The organism is Arthrobacter glycogeni (assembly GCF_054511155.1).
The window spans coordinates 194748-211073 of record NZ_JBTNDE010000004.1 but is presented as its reverse complement, the minus strand read 5'-3'; the positions used below and the strand labels follow the sequence as shown (position 1 = coordinate 211073).

At 62.0% G+C, this 16326-nt stretch carries 14 protein-coding genes and 1 pseudogene; 3 read left to right on the top strand and 12 right to left on the bottom strand.

All coding sequences use genetic code 11. The features are described 5' to 3' along the window. Positions 1 to 879: 879 nt before the first annotated feature. The 8 genes from xylB to ACX80O_RS04630 form a co-directional block, all read right to left on the bottom strand. Positions 880 to 2280: a xylulokinase gene (gene xylB / locus ACX80O_RS04665; RefSeq protein WP_459332693.1), complete on the bottom strand. Its 1401-nt coding sequence runs from the start codon at positions 2278 to 2280 to the stop codon at positions 880 to 882. Between the two features lie 46 nt (positions 2281 to 2326). Continuing rightward, positions 2327 to 3823, bottom strand: coding sequence for a mannitol dehydrogenase family protein (locus ACX80O_RS04660; RefSeq protein ID WP_459332692.1), 1497 nt, complete (start codon positions 3821 to 3823; stop codon positions 2327 to 2329). 40 nt (positions 3824 to 3863) lie between these two features. Beyond that, positions 3864 to 4553 carry a nucleoside/nucleotide kinase family protein gene (locus tag ACX80O_RS04655; protein WP_459307433.1) on the bottom strand — a complete coding sequence of 230 codons (690 nt, stop codon included), beginning with the start codon at positions 4551 to 4553 and terminating at the stop codon, positions 3864 to 3866. Then, positions 4550 to 5500: a carbohydrate kinase family protein gene (locus ACX80O_RS04650; RefSeq protein ID WP_459332691.1), complete on the bottom strand. Its 951-nt coding sequence runs from the start codon at positions 5498 to 5500 to the stop codon at positions 4550 to 4552. The genes ACX80O_RS04655 and ACX80O_RS04650 overlap by 4 nt, the downstream gene beginning before the upstream one ends. 11 nt (positions 5501 to 5511) lie before the next feature. Next, positions 5512 to 6516, bottom strand: a complete 1005-nt coding sequence (locus ACX80O_RS04645) for an NAD(P)-dependent alcohol dehydrogenase (RefSeq protein WP_459307442.1) — start codon at positions 6514 to 6516, stop codon at positions 5512 to 5514. 72 nt (positions 6517 to 6588) lie between these two features. Next, the gene (locus ACX80O_RS04640) at positions 6589 to 7488 is read right to left on the bottom strand and encodes a carbohydrate ABC transporter permease (RefSeq protein WP_459307431.1); all 900 of its coding nucleotides are present in this window, start codon (positions 7486 to 7488) and stop codon (positions 6589 to 6591) included. Then, complete coding sequence (locus ACX80O_RS04635) at positions 7485 to 8459, bottom strand: carbohydrate ABC transporter permease (protein WP_459307430.1); 975 nt, start codon at positions 8457 to 8459, stop codon at positions 7485 to 7487. The genes ACX80O_RS04640 and ACX80O_RS04635 overlap by 4 nt, the downstream gene beginning before the upstream one ends. Positions 8460 to 8525: 66 nt before the next feature. Beyond that, positions 8526 to 9890 (bottom strand): ABC transporter substrate-binding protein, encoded by a 1365-nt coding sequence (locus ACX80O_RS04630; RefSeq protein WP_459332690.1) that lies wholly within the window; start codon positions 9888 to 9890, stop codon positions 8526 to 8528. Between the two features lie 268 nt (positions 9891 to 10158). On the opposite strand from ACX80O_RS04630, the gene ACX80O_RS04625 reads away from it, so the two are divergent. Next, positions 10159 to 11073: a helix-turn-helix domain-containing protein gene (locus tag ACX80O_RS04625; protein ID WP_459307428.1), complete on the top strand. Its 915-nt coding sequence runs from the start codon at positions 10159 to 10161 to the stop codon at positions 11071 to 11073. A gap of 637 nt (positions 11074 to 11710) precedes the next feature. Here ACX80O_RS04625 and ACX80O_RS04620 read toward each other — a convergent pair. The 3 genes from ACX80O_RS04620 to ACX80O_RS04610 form a co-directional block, all read right to left on the bottom strand. Next, positions 11711 to 12991 (bottom strand): RNA polymerase sigma factor, encoded by a 1281-nt coding sequence (locus ACX80O_RS04620; RefSeq protein WP_459332689.1) that lies wholly within the window; start codon positions 12989 to 12991, stop codon positions 11711 to 11713. A 32-nt stretch (positions 12992 to 13023) separates the two neighbouring features. After that, complete coding sequence (locus ACX80O_RS04615; RefSeq protein ID WP_459307426.1) at positions 13024 to 13380, bottom strand: YciI family protein; 357 nt, start codon at positions 13378 to 13380, stop codon at positions 13024 to 13026. Positions 13381 to 14347: 967 nt separating this feature from the next. Then, positions 14348 to 14740, bottom strand: a complete 393-nt coding sequence (locus tag ACX80O_RS04610; RefSeq protein ID WP_459332703.1) for an MFS transporter — start codon at positions 14738 to 14740, stop codon at positions 14348 to 14350. Between ACX80O_RS04610 and ACX80O_RS04605 the strand changes: the two are divergent. Both ACX80O_RS04605 and ACX80O_RS04600 read left to right on the top strand, forming a co-directional pair. Then, positions 14704 to 14787, top strand: a pseudogene (locus ACX80O_RS04605) (hypothetical protein); the annotation flags it as partial. The gene ACX80O_RS04610 and the pseudogene ACX80O_RS04605 sit on opposite strands and share 37 nt — an antisense overlap. A 21-nt stretch (positions 14788 to 14808) precedes the next feature. Beyond that, the gene (locus ACX80O_RS04600; protein WP_459332702.1) at positions 14809 to 15198 is read left to right on the top strand and encodes a hypothetical protein; all 390 of its coding nucleotides are present in this window, start codon (positions 14809 to 14811) and stop codon (positions 15196 to 15198) included. Positions 15199 to 15271: 73 nt separating this feature from the next. Here the strand turns inward: ACX80O_RS04600 and ACX80O_RS04595 are convergent, their stop codons facing one another. After that, on the bottom strand, positions 15272 to 16288 hold the full coding sequence (locus tag ACX80O_RS04595) for a DMT family transporter (RefSeq protein WP_459332688.1): 1017 nt from the start codon (positions 16286 to 16288) through the stop codon (positions 15272 to 15274). Positions 16289 to 16326 lie beyond the last annotated feature (38 nt).

Below are 16326 nucleotides of genomic sequence, written 5' to 3'. Positions count from 1 at the left end.
CTTGAACTCCTGGGTAAATCGTCTGCGTGATGCGGTCATGCTGATCTCTACTTTCGGTAGACCCTCATTTTAAGAGGGCCCACTGTCCGAGATCTCCACAGCAGCTCAGCTTTTTTGCTCTCTGATTGTGCACAAACCGGCGCAATGTGTGCGCAGGGTGTGCCTGGTTCGGTTGGTGGGTTGCGGTTTTCCTGTGGTGGGTTGTCTCCTTTCTCTTCCTGAAGCCCTTGGTGGCCTTCTTACTACTTCATGGGGAGTGGTGGTAAAGGTACATGACTTCGGCTTGATCTTTCCCGAAAGCCAATTCGTCGGGGGAGCCACTCAGGCGAAGCGGCAATTTAAGGGTTCAGGTCCCACCGTCCATCGTGCGTGGAGACGGCGAAGAGCACACCTTCAGCGCTGGTCGTGGCCGGGGTAGCGTGCCACCATTTTTGCGTAGGTGATCTCGGTGCGTGGCCTATTTGGGTGCGTGGCTTCGGCAGTTCGACATGGAGGGTTGGCTCTACGTGGTTGTCGACGACGATGATGCAGACCAGGCTTTCTGGGGCCAAACCCTGAGGTGTGGCCATTGAAACTGAGGACGTCGGCGGGGTTTTAATGGTTAGTGGTTCCATTCTCCTTCAGCGACTGGCTGGCACCGGGCGTGTTGTCCGCCGACGTTATATCGTTCGTCGCCGACTCGGCCACTAGGCTACGCATCCAAGACAGGGGCGTAGCCCCGAACCCTAGGCGATGAGGGGAACTTTTCGGTAGTTCCGATGGAAATCGTGCCCTGTCTGTAGTCCCTGGTTCGCCAATAGTGATTAACGTTGGGTAGGTAGAATTTTGAAGTCGTATAGGCCCATTGGTGTTGAGGGTGCCTGCTTGTCGGCCATTGGTTCAGATTCCATAAGCGTTCTCGCGGGCATCGATGTAACGTGCTCGTATCTCTGCGGCCCAGTCTCCTTCGGGCTCGTAGGCGGCCTCGATACTTCGCTTCCAGTCGGGACAACCCCCGGAGGCTGCCCACGCGGCTTGCTTCGCAGCTCCTAGGGCCACATATTCTTTCGTTGTCGGGACTTCGACGGGCACTCCGAAGATGCTGGCTGCGGCTTGGCGTAGTGCTTTTGATTTCGAGCCTCCCCCGATTAGCAGTACTTTATTTGGCGTTACCCCGGATTTTTTCAGAAGGTCGATGGCATCAGCTAGTGAATTAAGTACACCTAGCACTGAGGCGCGCGCGAGGTTTTGCGGGGTCATGTTGCTTCTGCTGAGTCCGGTCAGGGATCCGGTTGCGTGGGGAAGGTTGGGGCTTCGTTCCCCGTCCAGGTAGGGAATAAAGGTAAGCCCTCCTGCATCCCGGCTGGCTTCAAGGGCGAGCGAGTCCAGTGTTGAGAGATCGGTGCCGAGCATGGAGGCCGTGGCTGTCAGGACCCTGGCGGAGTTGAGCATGGCCAGCAAGGGGAGATGGTTGCCTGTGGCGTCCGCGAACCCGGCAATCGCGCCCTCAGGGTCACGGATAGCGGAAGGTGAGGTGGTGAACACGGTACCGGAGGTGCCGATCGATACGACGATTTCGCCGGGCTGAAGGCCTAGTCCAAGGGCGGCCGCAGCGTTGTCACCTGCACCGGCGCCGAGCACGGTTCCGTCGATGCCCCATCCTTTTCTCACACGCCCGGCCGGCTCATGGGAGGGCACAACGCGGGGAAGCTTAGGGACGCGCCCAAAGAAACGTTCCAAGATGTCCATACGGTATCTGTCGGTTACGGCGGAAAAATACCCGGTGCCCGATGCGTCACTTCGGTCAGTGGTGAATTCGCCGCTCATGGCGCCGTTGAGCCAGTCATGAGGGAGCACTACCTGGTCGACCCGATTCGCTGCGTCCGGTTCATTGCGCTCCAGCCATGCCAGTTTTGTGATGGTGAACGAAGCAACCGGAACAAGGCCGACGGCGTCAATCCACGCCACGGTTCCCATTTCATCCCAAAGGCGTGCGGCGTCATCCGCGCTGCGGGTGTCGTTCCACAGCAGTGCGTCGTACACGGGTGTTCCGGAACTGTCCAGTGCGACCAGTCCGTGCTGTTGAGCGGCAATGCTTACACCGGTAACAGATCCCCCCATACTGTCTGCGCCTGCTGCGTGCAATGCCTCGTGGAGAGCTGATATCCAGACCTTGGGGTTCACCGACGTGTGGTCGGGGTGAGCTACGGCAGCCGAGGAAATGACCGCACCGCTTTGCGCGTCGACAGCCAGAACCTTGCAGGACTGGGTGGAGGAGTCCACCCCGATGACTACGCTCATTGATTCTTTTCCTCATTGTCTAAGTCACAGCTTTTCAACCGTGAAACTACTTTGCCGGTTCAGTTCTTCTACCGTGCCCAAGTTCAGCGACGAGTGCGGCCGCACCCGGCCCATGGAGCGTACCGAGTGCCTCGAGGTACGCGTCAACGAAGGCCGGGTGGTCTGCGAGGTCGAGGAACAACTCCCGTTGGCGCAGGAACGCTAGCGAGTCGGAACCGGTCTGTGCTGCGGCAGCCATAACGGGCTCCTTGAGTCGGTCGACGACCTCGATGGGGGCCCCGGCCTCGTCGGTCCCCTCGGCGTAGCGCGCCCAGGTAGCGATGATCGCCGCTCCGTAGCGCACGCTACGGCCCGCGCTAAGGTTCTCACGGATGACGGGGACGAGCCACTTCGGAATGCGGTCCGAACTCTCGGCGCATAGGCGGGCCACCGTGTCGCGGACGGCTGCGTTGGAGAACCGGGAGATGAGTTTGTGCCGGTAGGCTTCGAGGTCCACCCCAGGTACGGGCTGTAGGGTGGGTGTGGCCTCCTGTTCCATGTAGGTGAGGAGGTACCGTGCGAAGGCGGGGTCTTGAAAGACGTCGTGGACGAGCCGGTAGCCAGCGAGGTAGCCGGGGTAACAAAGAGCTTGATGGCTTGCATTGAGCAACCGCAGCTTCATGAGCTCGTAGGGTTCCACGACGCCGACGAGTTGCACGCCCGCGTCTTCCCAGGCGGGGCGACCGTGTGCGAAGTGGTCCTCAAGGACCCACTGTTCGAAGTCTTCGCATACCACCGGCCACGCGTCCTCGACGCCAAAGTCTTTCGCCACTTGCTCCCGGTCCTGGTCCGTCGTCGCCGGCGTGATCCGGTCCACCATGGAATTGGGGAACGTGACGTTGTCCGCGATCCACGTTGCAAGGTTCGTGTCGCGGCGTTCTGCGAAGGCGGTGAAGACGGCACGCGCCGTGTCGCCGTTGCCTTGGATGTTGTCGCAGGACATGACGGTCAGACCAGGAATTCCTCGTTCCCGCCGTCGGGCTAGGGCCTCGGTGACGAGACCGAAGACCGATGCGGGCACCGCACCCGGTGCAAGATCGGCGCGCAGGGCGGGATGGTCGGTGTCGACGTCTCCAGTCACCGGATTGATGCAGTACCCGCCCTCGGTAATGGTCATCGATACGATGCGGACATCAGGAGCGGCGATGGTTTCGATGACGGCCTCGGGGTCATCGGGCGCGAAGAGGTAGTCGACGATCGATCCGACGATGCGGGCGTTCTGCGTCCCGTCAGGAGCCTTTTCAACGAGCGTGTACAGACCGTTCTGGTCGTCCATGACCTGCTTCATAGCCAGGTCGTGGGGTAGGACGCCGACACCGCAGATCGCCCAGTCGAAGTCCTGTCCTCGGGACATCAACCGGTCTAAATACATCGCCTGGTGGGCGCGGTGGAACCCGCCTACGCCGAAATGCACGATGCCCACGCTGAGCACCGAGCGGTCATACGTCGGCACAGGAAGGTTGGATGGGAGGGAAGACAGGGTCGTGGCTGAGAGCTGGGTCATTGCGCGCCTTTGCGTAGTAGTCAGGGATGAAGGGTGCGGATCAAGTGAGGTTCCACTGGGACATGTCAAGGATGCGGTCCGCCCGGTTCCGGGTAGCGGAAACGAGCTCGGCATTCGGCTCGTCCACGCGCCGAACCCATTCCTCGGCAGCCGCGGGCTGCTTGCCGAACAAGATGTGCCGGGCGATAAGCCGACTTCGGCGAACGTCCGGGTCGACGTCAATGAACCAGACCTCGTCGAGCTGCTGCCGCGCTTCTCGCCAACCTGGTTTGTCGAGAAGGAGGTAATTGCCCTCGGTTATCAGGAGTGAGGCTGCTGGCGGAACGGGCAGCGCGTTGGCCAGTGGTTGCTCGAGATCCCGTTCGAAGGCCGGTGCATAGACAACATGGTCGGTCCTGTCCCTGAGGCGGGACAACAGGGCCGCGTAGCCGTGGGGATCGAAGGTCTCGGGGGCTCCCTTGCGGTTCAGCAACCCGAGTCGAATTAGCACCTGGTCCGCGAGATGGAAGCCATCCATGGGCACCTGCGCGGAGACCGTGGGATTCAGCGCCTTGAGGGCGGCTGCGATGGTTGACTTGCCCGCGCCGGGGGCCCCGACAATCCCCAGCATGGTTCGACCGCCGGCACTGGATTGGGGGAGTATCCGTTGGAGCTCCCCGGCGTGCCTGTACCGGTTGACGACGGGCGTGCTGCCTCCGCCTCCATCAGAATTACTTGTTGCCCAGATCATGCCAGCAGTTCCCAGGGAACGCCTTCGACGAGCGCTATCTCAGACAGTGACGGCGGGTCAGCGCCCGCTCGTGAGCAGGTGATTGAGGCCGCTGTAGCCGCGAACGCCAGAAGCTGCTGCAACGTCAAATGGTCAAGTGCCGCGAACCTCGATCGGTCGTCCGTCCCCAGGACGCCACACCACCGCAATCCGGCTAGGAGCGCTGCCGTGAACGAATCTCCCGCGCCGACGGTGTCAATGACATCAACAGGAGTGGCTTCTTCGCTCACCTTCGCTGATGCGGTTGCGGCGAGGGACCCCTGCCCACCACGAGTGACGACGACGAGGCTGGTCCCAAGGGTCAACCACCTATCCATCACGTCGTTCAGTCCGGTTCCCGGGTACAGCCAGGAGAGGTCCTCGTCACGCTCCTTCACGATGTCGCTGAGGGCTACGAAACGTTCGACCTCGTCGCGTGCCTCAACATGATTTGGCGTGACGGTGGGCGTGCAGTTGGGGTCGAAACTGATGGTGCTCGTGTTTCGGACCCGTTCGAGGAGGCTTAATACGTCATGGCGGCCCGGTGTAAGCGCGGTTGCCAATGATCCCGTATGGAAGTGCGTTGGTGTCGTGTAGCGTGCAACGTCAACCGGCCCAGAGATGTCCCAAGAGATGTCGAAGGAGTAGGAGGCGGCCCCGTTGGTGCCTATGCAGGCACTAGCAGTGCTGGTGCGTGCGGCTCCGGCGTTGACTGTTTTGACCCCATTGGCCACGAGATGCCGCGAGATGGCCTGACCTTGGCGGTCATCGCCGAACGAAGTCACAAGAGTCGTGGGCATGCCGAGCCGGGCCGTCCCAACTGCCACGTTCATCGGGCTTCCTCCGGGATGTTCAACCATTGCCTGCCGGGTGTCATGAACGACGTCGATCAACGATTCGCCGATGATCTCGATGTCGGGGAGTTCCACGTTTCGCTCCATCAGCGGCCCGGGTAGACGATGGCCTTGAGCTGGCCCGCTTGGTTGCCTGCCTGAAGGGCAGCTTCCGCCTCAGATAGGCCAAACCGTCCGGTGACCAGGACATCGAGGTCCACTTTTCCATCCGCGACGAGCTGGATGCCCAACGGCCAGGTGTTGGCGTACCGGAAGACGCCGGAGAGCCAGATTTCTCGATTCTGGATGAAGGAAACAGGCAGTTCGACGTCATCCGCGCCGAGGCCGACAAGGATCACTCGGCCGGCAGGACGTACCGCAAGAATGCCCGACTTAACCGCCTGCGGCGCCCCGGAGGCGTCGATGAAGGCATCAACGTCCAGGCCGTCTACTGAATCGGTGCGTGCATTGAGGGCATGGGTGGCCCCATGATTGAGAGCGAAGGCGAGGCGATCGGGGGATATGTCGCTGATGTAGACCTCGGTAGCACCGAAGGCACGCGCCGTCTGGGCCGCGATGATCCCGATCGGGCCTGCCCCGGCGATCAGGACGCGGCTGCCGGGGACGATCGCCGCCCGTTGGCACGCCCAGATGCCCACCGAGAGCGGTTCGATGAGGGCTGCGGCCTCATCGCTCACACTGTCCGGGATGGGAAACGCGAAGTCCGCCTGAATTGCGACGTATTCGGTGAAAGCGCCGTCGATGGGTGGCGTCGCGTAGAACTCGATTGTCGGGCACAGGTTGTAGCGGCCGTGCTTGCATTGGTCACAAACACGGCATGGACGCTGGGGTTCAACAGCGACCCGCTCGCCCATCCGGGAGGAGTCGACCTTCGCGCCCACGGCAGCAATCCGTCCGGAAAGTTCGTGTCCGAGGATCAGGGGATGATCGACCACGTAGGGGCCGATCCGACCGTGTTCGTAGTAGTGGACGTCGCTGCCGCACACGCCGACCGCTGCGACCTGCACGAGGACCTGATCGTCGTCGAGTCTGGGAACCTCAATGGTTTCAAGGGCGACACTGCGCTGGCGGCGCAGCACGGAAGCGCGCATGGTGGTGGGGACGTCGATGGCTGTTGCTTCGGATGTCACTGTCACGGAATGGACCTTTCGGAAGATGAGTCGCTACTTCACGGCGCCAAGGGACAAGCCCTGGACAAGTTTGTCTTGGGCTGCGAAGCCGGCAAGAAGGACGGGGAGGGAAATGACCACGGCCGCGGTGCAGACCTTTGCGAGGAAGAGTCCCTGGCTGGAGACGAAGCTGGTGAGGAAGACCGGAGCGGTACCGGCGACGACGCCGGTCAGGACGCGGGCCAAGAGGAGCTCGTTCCAGCTGAAGATGAAGCAAATCAACGCTGTTGCTGCAATGCCGGGCATCGCTACGGGCGCGACAACTTTGCGCAGCGTCAGGAGGAGTCCGGCTCCGTCGATCTGGGCGGCTTCGAGCATTTCCACGGGCACTTCGGCGAGGAAGGAGCGCATCATCCACACCGCGATCGGCAGGTTCATCGAGGTATAGAGGAGAACCAGGAACCAGATGTTGTCGAGGACTCCGAAGTTCCGGGCGAACAGGAACAGCGGCAGCAGGGCCGCGACGATGGGGAGCATCTTGGTGGATAGGAAGAAGAACATCACGTCGGTCCATTTGCGGATCGGCCGGATCGACAGGGCGTAGGCGGCGGGGATGGCCAGGACCAGAACCAGGATGGTCGAGGTGATGGACGCGGTCGCGGAGTTGATTAGGGGTGGCCATGGGCTTAGCCCGGACGCGCCGGAGAAGAAGTTCTGGTACGACTCGAGTGTAAGGTCTGCGGCGATCGAGGGAGGGTTCGTGGCGGCGTCGACCTCGGAATGGAAGGAGGTGAGGACCATCCAGAAAATGGGGATCGCGAAGATCAGAGCGGCGACCCAAGCGACCAGACCGGCGACGGTGTTGTTGCGAGTCGGGTCCAGGCGAGACTTCTGTTTGCGGCCCAAAAAGGCGGGGCCTGCCGTTCTTTTCCGGACGGGGGTAAGGGTGGTCATCGGGATTCCTCCTTCTGGAAGAGCGTGAGGACAGAGCGCAGGGCGAAGGTCGCGACGATAATCGTGCCGATGACGGCGATAACACCGGTGGCCGAGGCAAGCCCGTATTCGTTCGCGAAATAAAAGGTCTGGTAAATGGAGAAAGGGAGATTTGCTGTGCCCAGCCCACCGGAGGTGAGGGTGAATACGGCGTCGAAGTTTTGGACGATGTAGATGGTGCCCAATAGTCCGCCCAGTTCCAGGTACTGGCGCAGGTGCGGCAGGGTCAGGTAGCGGAAGATCTGGAAACCTGAGGCACCGTCGATCTGAGCGGCCTCTACGACGTCCATGGGCCGTGACTGCAGCCCGGCCAGGAGGATCAGCATCATGAACGGGGTCCACTGCCAGATCAGCGAAGCTTCAACAGCCAACAGTGGGGCCTGTGAAAGGAGCTCGGGCTGGGGTGGGTTGTCACTGCCGAAACGGGACCAAATCCAGGTCAGGGTGCCGTTAATCAGGCCGTAGGACGGATTAAGCAGGGCGTGCTTCCAGACCAGAGCAGCAGCCACCGGCACTACCAGGAACGGGGCGATCAACATGGTCCGGACGATTCCCCGGCCGACGAACTTCTTGTCCAGCAGGATTGCGAGTCCGAGGCCGAGGGCGAGGCTGACCAGCACCACGGTAGCGGTCATGATAATTGTCGTGAGAATCGCTTGGCGCAGGTCCGCGTCGGTGAGGACACTGACGTAGTTGTCGAAACCAGCGAAGCTCGTCTCGTTCGGCCGCAGGCTGTTCCAGTTCATGAAGGAGATCACCAGCGTTGCCAGGAATGGCAGCTGGGTCACCACGATCATGAAGATCAGCGCCGGGAGAAGGGGCCCGCGACGGGACCATCCGTCCCTCCGTTGGCGGCGTTTCTCTTGGGGGCTTTGCGGCACTCGGGTGCGTTTTCCCGCAGGGCTGGGTGTGGTTGCTGTAGTGGTAGCCATGGACGTCTCCTGCCGTCCGTTGCCACTCTCCTCCAGAGGAGAGTGGCAACGGACGGATGCTAGGTATTACTTGGATTTGTAGTTTTCGCTGACCGTTTCGGCGGCTTCCTGCCCTTTGGTAAGCGCTTCCTCGACCGTCTGCTGCCCGGCGATGACGGCGCTGACGTCTTGAGACACGGTGGTCCCCAGATCGGCGAACTCAGGGATACCCACGAACTGGATCCCGATGTAGGGCCGTTCCTGCACTCCTGGGTCCCGCGGGTCGGCGCTTTCGATGGCTGCGCGCTCGGCTTCGAACTGCGGTGCCGACGCTTGGTACTCGGGGTTCTCGTAGGTGGAGATACGCTTGCCTGAGGGCACCTTCGCCCAGCCGAGTTCCTCAGCTACGAGTTCCTCGTATTCCTGTGAACTGGCCCAGGAGATGAACTCCCAGGCGGCGTCCTGCTTCTGGGATGCGGCCTGAATGCCCCACGACCAGGTCCAGAGCCATCCAGAGGAGTCGGTTTCCTTCACCGGAGCAGGGGCGTATCCGATCTTGCCGGCCACGGGGGATCCTTCGGCTTCCAGGCTTCCGGCCGCCGAGGTGGCGTCGTACCACATCGCGGTGTTGCTCTGCGTCATGTTGGTCAGGCACTCGGTGAAGCCGGCCTGGGCAGCTCCGGCTTCGCCATGCTCCTTCACCAGGTCCGTATAGAACTGCACTGCTTCGGTGAACTCGGGGGAATCCACCTGGGCATTCCACTCGCTGTCGAACCACGTTCCGCCGAACGTGTTGACTACGGTCGTCAGTGGCGCGAAAACCTGTCCCCAACCGGGCTGACCACGCAGGCAGATGCCCTTCATATCTTCCCGGGCCTCATCGACCTGGGCAGCCAGGTCGGCCACCTCATCCCAGGTCGGTTCCTCAGGCATGGTTAGGCCCAGTTCGTCGAACACATCGGTGCGGTACATGAGGAAGGAGGATTCCCCGTAGAACGGCTCGCCGTACAACTTGCCGTCCTCCCCGGTCAGTGACTCCGTATAGGCAGGGAGAATATCGTCCTGGTTGAAGTCTTCGTCCGCCGCCACGAACTCATCCAGTGGTGCAAGCCACCCGTTCGCTGAATAAAACGGGATCTCATAGTTGGACAGGGATGCGACGTCGTACTGCCCGGCTTGTGCCGAGAACTCCTGGCTGATGTTCGCCCGAACGTCATTCTCGGGAAGTGAAGTGTAGTTGACTGTAATCCCGGTCTCGGCCGTAAAATTATCGGCCGTCAACCGCTGCAGATCCTCCATCTGCGGGTTGTTGACCATCAGCACGTTGATGCTCTGGGCTCCGCCTGAGGCATCAGAGCTGGCGCCCCCACCGGCACCGGAACACGCGGACAAGGTCAGGGCGAGACATGCAACCCCGACGGTAAAAGTGGCTCGCGTCTTATTGCTGCGCATAAAAACTCCTTTGTTCCTAACGGTTTTCCGCACGCCGAAATAGCACGGTGCACGCGGGTGGTGGTTTGGGGGTAGCGGTTTCTGTGGTTTCCGCTTGTCCCAGTGCATCAAGGGTAATGGTGTGACAAAGTGCACAACTAGCACGTCAGTTGCCTTAAACTGATACTTATTTTCCAAAGCTCTGCAGATCAGGTGCATGAATTCCGCTGCGCAGGGTCGAGGGAGCAGAGCTGGCGGATAATTCTTATGAACTGGGAGGAGGCGCGTGATGGCCCAAGAACTATCGGAAGTGGCGGTCCGTCTTGCTGAACGCCTGACCGGCCTTCATGCGAATCGTGAGGTAATTCCCCACGATCCCAAGCACTCCGTGCGCTGGCATGAACATGACTATCCCAGCCCTCTTGCGAGATGGAACTACCATCCCGAGTACGAAATCCACCTGATTCGCAAAGGCACGGGTCGCTTCATCGTGGGTGACTACCTCGGCACCTTCGAGGCCGGGCAGGTAACTCTTATTGGCTCAGACCTCCCACATGACTGGGTCAGCGACCTCGAGCCGGGGGAGGTGATCGAGAAGCGTGATGCAGTGCTGCAGTTCGACGGCGGGTGGTTGCTTCAATGTGCCGAACTGATGCCGGAGCTTCTGGAGACAGGAGAAGTGCTCCAGCAATCGGCACGAGGTATTCATTTCACCGGTGAAACTGCGATCGAGGCCGCCAACGCCATCGAGGCGGTAGGAAAGACTACCGGAATGAAGCGCCTGCACTATGTGCTGAAAGTTCTCACAATCTTCGCGAGATCACCAGAAGCCGATCGACGCTTCCTCGCCCGTGACTGGTTCGAACCCCAACTCGACGGTGAAGCAGCTGCGGTGGTAGATATCGCCCTCGAATACATCTTCGCGAACCATGCAGCCACGGTGCGGATGGCCGACGTAGCGGGATTGGTGGGCATGACCGAGCCCACCTTCTCCAAGTACTTCCGGAAGGCCACGGGACAGAATTTCAGTGACATGGTGCGTAAGCTGCGTCTCGCACACGCTTGCCGCCTGCTTGAGCAGACGGACACCCCAGTGTCAGCGATCTGCTACGAGGTGGGATTCTCCAACCTATCCAACTTCAACCGACACTTTCTTGCCGAGACAGGACTGAGTCCGAGGGCATACCGTTCACGGGATAAATAGAGTGCTTTTGATGTTTCCTAGGCGAGGGGCGAACATTCGCACGTAGGCGATGCATCGGCGGATGGGACTGTTCCCGGTTTTGTTGACTCCGTGACCTAGCGAGCTGAGGCACTTGGAAGGATGTCGACCATGCCGACGGCTTACCGGGGTGTCGGGTTGGGTCGTATTGGTGCCGGACTGGGCCGATGTGGGGAGGTTTTCGGGGGAGGCCAATGGTTGCAAGGGGTGAAAGCCGGTTCAAGTCCCACTTTGGGCACAGAGTTTCCCTTCGTCAGAGGCTGTTTTGGTCTCTGACTGTGCACGAACCGGCGCAAAGTGTGCGCAGGGTGTGCCTGGTTCGGTTGGTGGGTTGCGGTTTTCCTGTGGTGGGCTGCCTCCTTTCTCTTCCTAAAGCGCTTGCTGGGCTTGCTTACTCCTTCATGGGGGAGTGGTGGTGAAGGTACATGACTTTGGTGAAAGTTTTCACCGAGTTCCTCACTCGGTGCGGAGGGACGCTCGGGATGTAGCTAGGGCACGCACCCCAGGAGGCGCAGATGAGCACGGACGACGAGCGGCTGGACGCCGTCGAGGATCGCATCGACGAGGCCAAGGGGCCCCGGGCGAGGCCTCGGAGCGGTGGCCGCCGAGCCCGCCGTCCTCAGCCGGGCGCGGGCTCGGCGCCGGCGGCGCGGCTGACCTCGGCCAGGCGCTGCTCCAGGAAGGCGCGCTCCGCGGCGTTCGCCGTGAGCTCCATCGCGCGCCGGTACGACTGAGCCGCGCCAGCGGCGTCGCCGAGGCGGCGCAGCAGGTCGGCGCGCGTGGCGGGAAGGTAGGGGTAGTCGGCGAGCCGGGGATCGGTCGCCAGCTCGTCGAGGAGCGGCAGGGCGTCGGCCGGACCGTCGGCGAACGCCACGGCGGCGGCCCGGTTGAGCGCGACCACCGGGGTGTTCCACACCGCCAGCAGCCGGTCGTAGAGGTGCACGACGCGCGGCCAGTCGGTCTGCTCCAGGGACGGCGCCATCGCGTGCACGCCGGCGATCGCCGCCTGTAGGGTGAACCGCCCCGGTGGGCCAGACGCCAGCGCCCCGGCCGTCACCGTGAGCCCCTCCAGAATCGCGCGCTGGTCCCAGCGCGTCCGGTCCTGGTCGGCGAGCAGGAGCAGCCGGCCCTGCTCGTCGGTCCGGGTGGCCCGGCGCGCGTCGGTGAGCAGCAGCAGGCCGAGCAGGCCGCGGGTCTCGGCCTGCTCGGGGAGCAACGCGGCGAGGGTGCGCGCGAGGTGCAGGGCCCGGTCGCAGAGCTCCTCACGGACGAGCGCATCCCCCTCGCCGGCCGTGTGGCCGGTGCTGAAGAGCAGGTGGACGGTGGTGAGCACGCTGTCCAGGCGCTCGGGCAGCTCCGCCCGGCCCGGAACCCGGTAGGGGATCCGCGCTGCGGAGATCTTCTTCTTGGCCCGGGTGATCCGTGCCGCCATCGTCGGCTCGGACACCAGGAAGGCCCGGGCGACGTCGGGCGTGGGAACGCCGCAGACCACGCGCAGGGTGAGGGCGATGCGGGCCTCGGGGGCGAGGGTGGGGTGGCAGCAGGTGAACACCAGCCGGAGCCGGTCGTCCGGCACCGCGGCGTCGGGCCAGTCCAGGTCGGCCGGGTCGTGCGGATCGACGGTCGCCGGCTCTACGAGCAGCGGGAGCTTGCGCCGGAGGGTGACCTCGCGACGCAACCGGTCCAGCGCCTGGTTCCGCGCCGCCGTGGTCAGCCACGCGCCGGGCCGATCCGGGACGCCGTCCCGGATCCAGGCCTGCAGCGCGCTGACGTACGCCTCCTGCACGCACTCCTCCGCGACGTCCAGGTCGCCCGCGACGCGCACCGTGGCGGACAGCACGAAGGCCCACTCGGAGCGGTGGGCCTGCGCCAGCGCGGCAGCGACCGCGTCCGCCTGCATGGCGGACACGGTCGGCTCGTCGCTGGGAGCGATCAGAACGGGTTCGTCGTCGGGTCCACGACCGGGCGAACCTCGACGCCGCCGCCGGGCGCCGGGCACAGCTTGGCGATCTCGACGGCGTGGTCGAGGTCGCGCGCCTCGACGACGTAGAAGCCGTTGAAGGCCTCTTTGGTCTCGACGAACGGGCCGTCCGTCACCGTGCCGGCACCCTTGATCGTGGTGGCCGTCGTCGTGGGTGCGAGCGCCTCCCCGCCCGCGAGGGACCCACCCAGCTCGAAGACCTGCTTGGTGAACGTGTTGTGCGCGTCGATCACTGCGCCCCACGCCTCGGGCGACGCGTTCGCGTAGAACGCCGGGTCTTCGTAGATGAGGATTGCGTACTTGGCCATGGAACTGCCTCCTGCACTGGGTCGCGGGCCGGCCTGTCCGGCTCCGTCATTAACGACGACGAACATCCTGCCGCAGAATCGACAGCTAAGCCAGGATTTTCTTCAAGATTTCTCCGGCGGCGCCGCCGCCGCCGTGCGTGCCGGAGTCCGCATTGCGTGCTGAAGTGCACTCCAGCGGCCCCACTTGACGCGTATCCATGGCCATGGAGTTCTTGGGATTGGTGAAGATATGGCCGGCGAACTCTACATTCTTGCTAACAGGGCTGGCGGGACAGACGCTGGCGAAGGCGTAGTGATGAAGCCGGTACGTGAATGCACCGGAGACGCTGGCTGCCGCAAGTAGATTATCGAACGGACTGTGGCGATGTTGTTGACAGTTTGCTTGTCACATCGCTTGTGAGGAGTTGATCCTTTAGCGCCCAGTAGCCAATCCCTTATAGAACGACGCAAGGAGGTGGATTGCTGCTGGCAGACTGACTTAATGAACGCCTCCTCAAACTACGTCTCCTATGCCACCACGATGCGCGGCTTGGTCTCCGCAGGCATGGACCTCAAAGCGGATGCCCCGCCTCATCGACATGCTCGTGCGGCCAAAAGCGCGAATTCTCCATTTTGGGTGCCGCATTGCTCACGCCATATGCTTCGCATCATGAATGCCGATGAGAATCCCCGGCCCAGGGCGCCTTGGGCCCTGCTCTGCGGGCTGATTATTATGCTGAACGTCTTGAACTACGCGATTCGGTCGGGGCGCTGCAACGACTACATACCCGAGTCCGGGGCAACGTCCACCTGCTCGTTGGAACCAGCGCTTGGTTGGCCAGGGAGTGTTCTCTTGGCGATCGTCAGTCTAGTCGTGCTCGGGTACTGCATCAATCGCTTGCTTCGACCGTCCTGCTGACCGAGCCCTAACCGCACCATGATTCTTCCGACGTGTCTTGTTCAAGCGGAGCACACAGGTTGACTCGACCTATTCGTGGTCCACTTCGGCGGCGGTGATTGCTTTGTCTGTGAGGATGGGCATCAGGACTAGAAGCCCGAAGGTGAGCACTCCCATGAGGCCGAACATTGTTTGGAGGCCAAGCCATTGGGCCAGGAGTCCGCCGGCTGCTGCACCGAGGGGCATGGTTCCCCAGGCGAGAAGACGGTAGGCGCTATTGACTCTGCCTAGTAGCCGGTTTGGAGCTATACGTTGACGCAGCGACACGGTGATGACATTCCAGAGCACAATCAGCATGCTGCCCACGAAGAAAATGGGCCCTAATACGTAGAGGCTGTTGGTTAGTGCTGGTGCTCCCACAAATAGGGCGCAACCAAAGATCGTGAGTGCCAGGGATTTGGATCGGCCCAGTTTCGCTTCCACTGACCAATAAACAACTCGCCGACCGTTTAGGACACGACCAAGGGACCGTCCTTTACCACGTTCGGCAGTTGCTCGCCTCTGGATTCCTTGAACCCGCCGACGTCCGCACGGGCGTAAGCGGTGCGCTGGAGAAGCCATATCGCTCGACCGGGCGATCATGGCACTTGGACACGGCGCTGCGCGACGCGGGCCCGGACGGCCCACTCGCACCGCTCGACGCACTACGGGAAGAACTGACCGAAGCAGGTCCGGACGCACTCGCCAACCTCTCTCGGTTCGTCCTGCACCTCTCACCACAAGACCTCAAGGACGTCATCAACCGGGTCTATACCGTGCTTAGCGAATATACAGACACCGATGAACAGCGTGCCGATCAGCCCTCATACGGTGGCCTCTTCATCCTTCACAAAACAGCAGATCAGGCTGACAGCCAAGGCAAAGCAGGTAACGAAGCATAAATGTATCCACACGAAAGTCGTCTCCTAAGCCGATCGGCATACGCAGTGACGTGGAATGCTGCGCTGTTGATAGCTACTTGTCTGGTCGCTGAGTCCTGTCGGTTGGGGTTGTCGGGTGAACTAGCGGTGGTGTTGGCGTGGTTCGGTGGCGGGTTTCGGCTCGGAGTCCGAGGTGGAGGCCAGCGATGATGAGGGTGGCGCCGGTGATTCCGGGGAGGGTGAGTGTGTCGTGGCCGATGGTGGTGCCGATGAGGACGGCCCAGATGGGTTCGGTGCCCATGAGCAGGCTCGCTCGTGAGGCTGAGGTTTGTTGGATTGCCCAAGTCTGGACGACGAAGGCGAAGACGCTGCAGGCCAGGCCGAGGTAGAGCACACCGAGCCATTCTTGTCCCGTGAAGGATTGCATGGCGTCGAGCACTGCGTTGTGGTCGGCGATCGTGTAGAAGAGTGCGCAAACAGCGCTTTGGATCAGTGTGAGATTCAGAGGACTGTGGTCGCGTCCTTTGGTGAGGGCAGACACCGCTGTCACGTGTACTGATCGCACGATCGCTGCCGCGAGCATCAGCAGGTCCCCGAGCGTGGGTGTGGCGAACCCGTCGCCTGAGACGAGGAGGCATACCCCGACGACGGCGATCACCCCGGCGATGAATATCTGTCGAGGTACTTTGGTGCGGAACGCGATGCTTTCCGTGATGGGGGTGAAGACGATGACCAGGCTGATGATCAGCCCGGCGTTGGTGGCGCTGGTGCCCGCGATTCCATAGGTTTCCAGGATGAGCACTGCTGCTTGGGTGAGTCCGAGTACTGCGCCGACGAGGGCTTCGCGTCGGCTGATTCGCCAGCGTTTCCAGATCAGCCAGATCCCGGCAAGGGCGATGGTGGTGATGATGAATCGAAACGCGAGGATGACGGTGACGTCGACGGTATCGGTGAGCGATTTCGCGGCGAGGTAGCTACTGCCCCACACGATCGCGACGAGCAGTAGGAGCAGGTCCACTTTGTGCGTGAGAAGAAAGGGAACGCTTGGCCGCCGCCCCTCGGGACGAGGCGTGGGCGGCGCATCAGAATCGGGGGTTCGAGGTGAGGACACCTATTCAGTGTGGCGGGCTCCGACTAGTAAGACTAGAT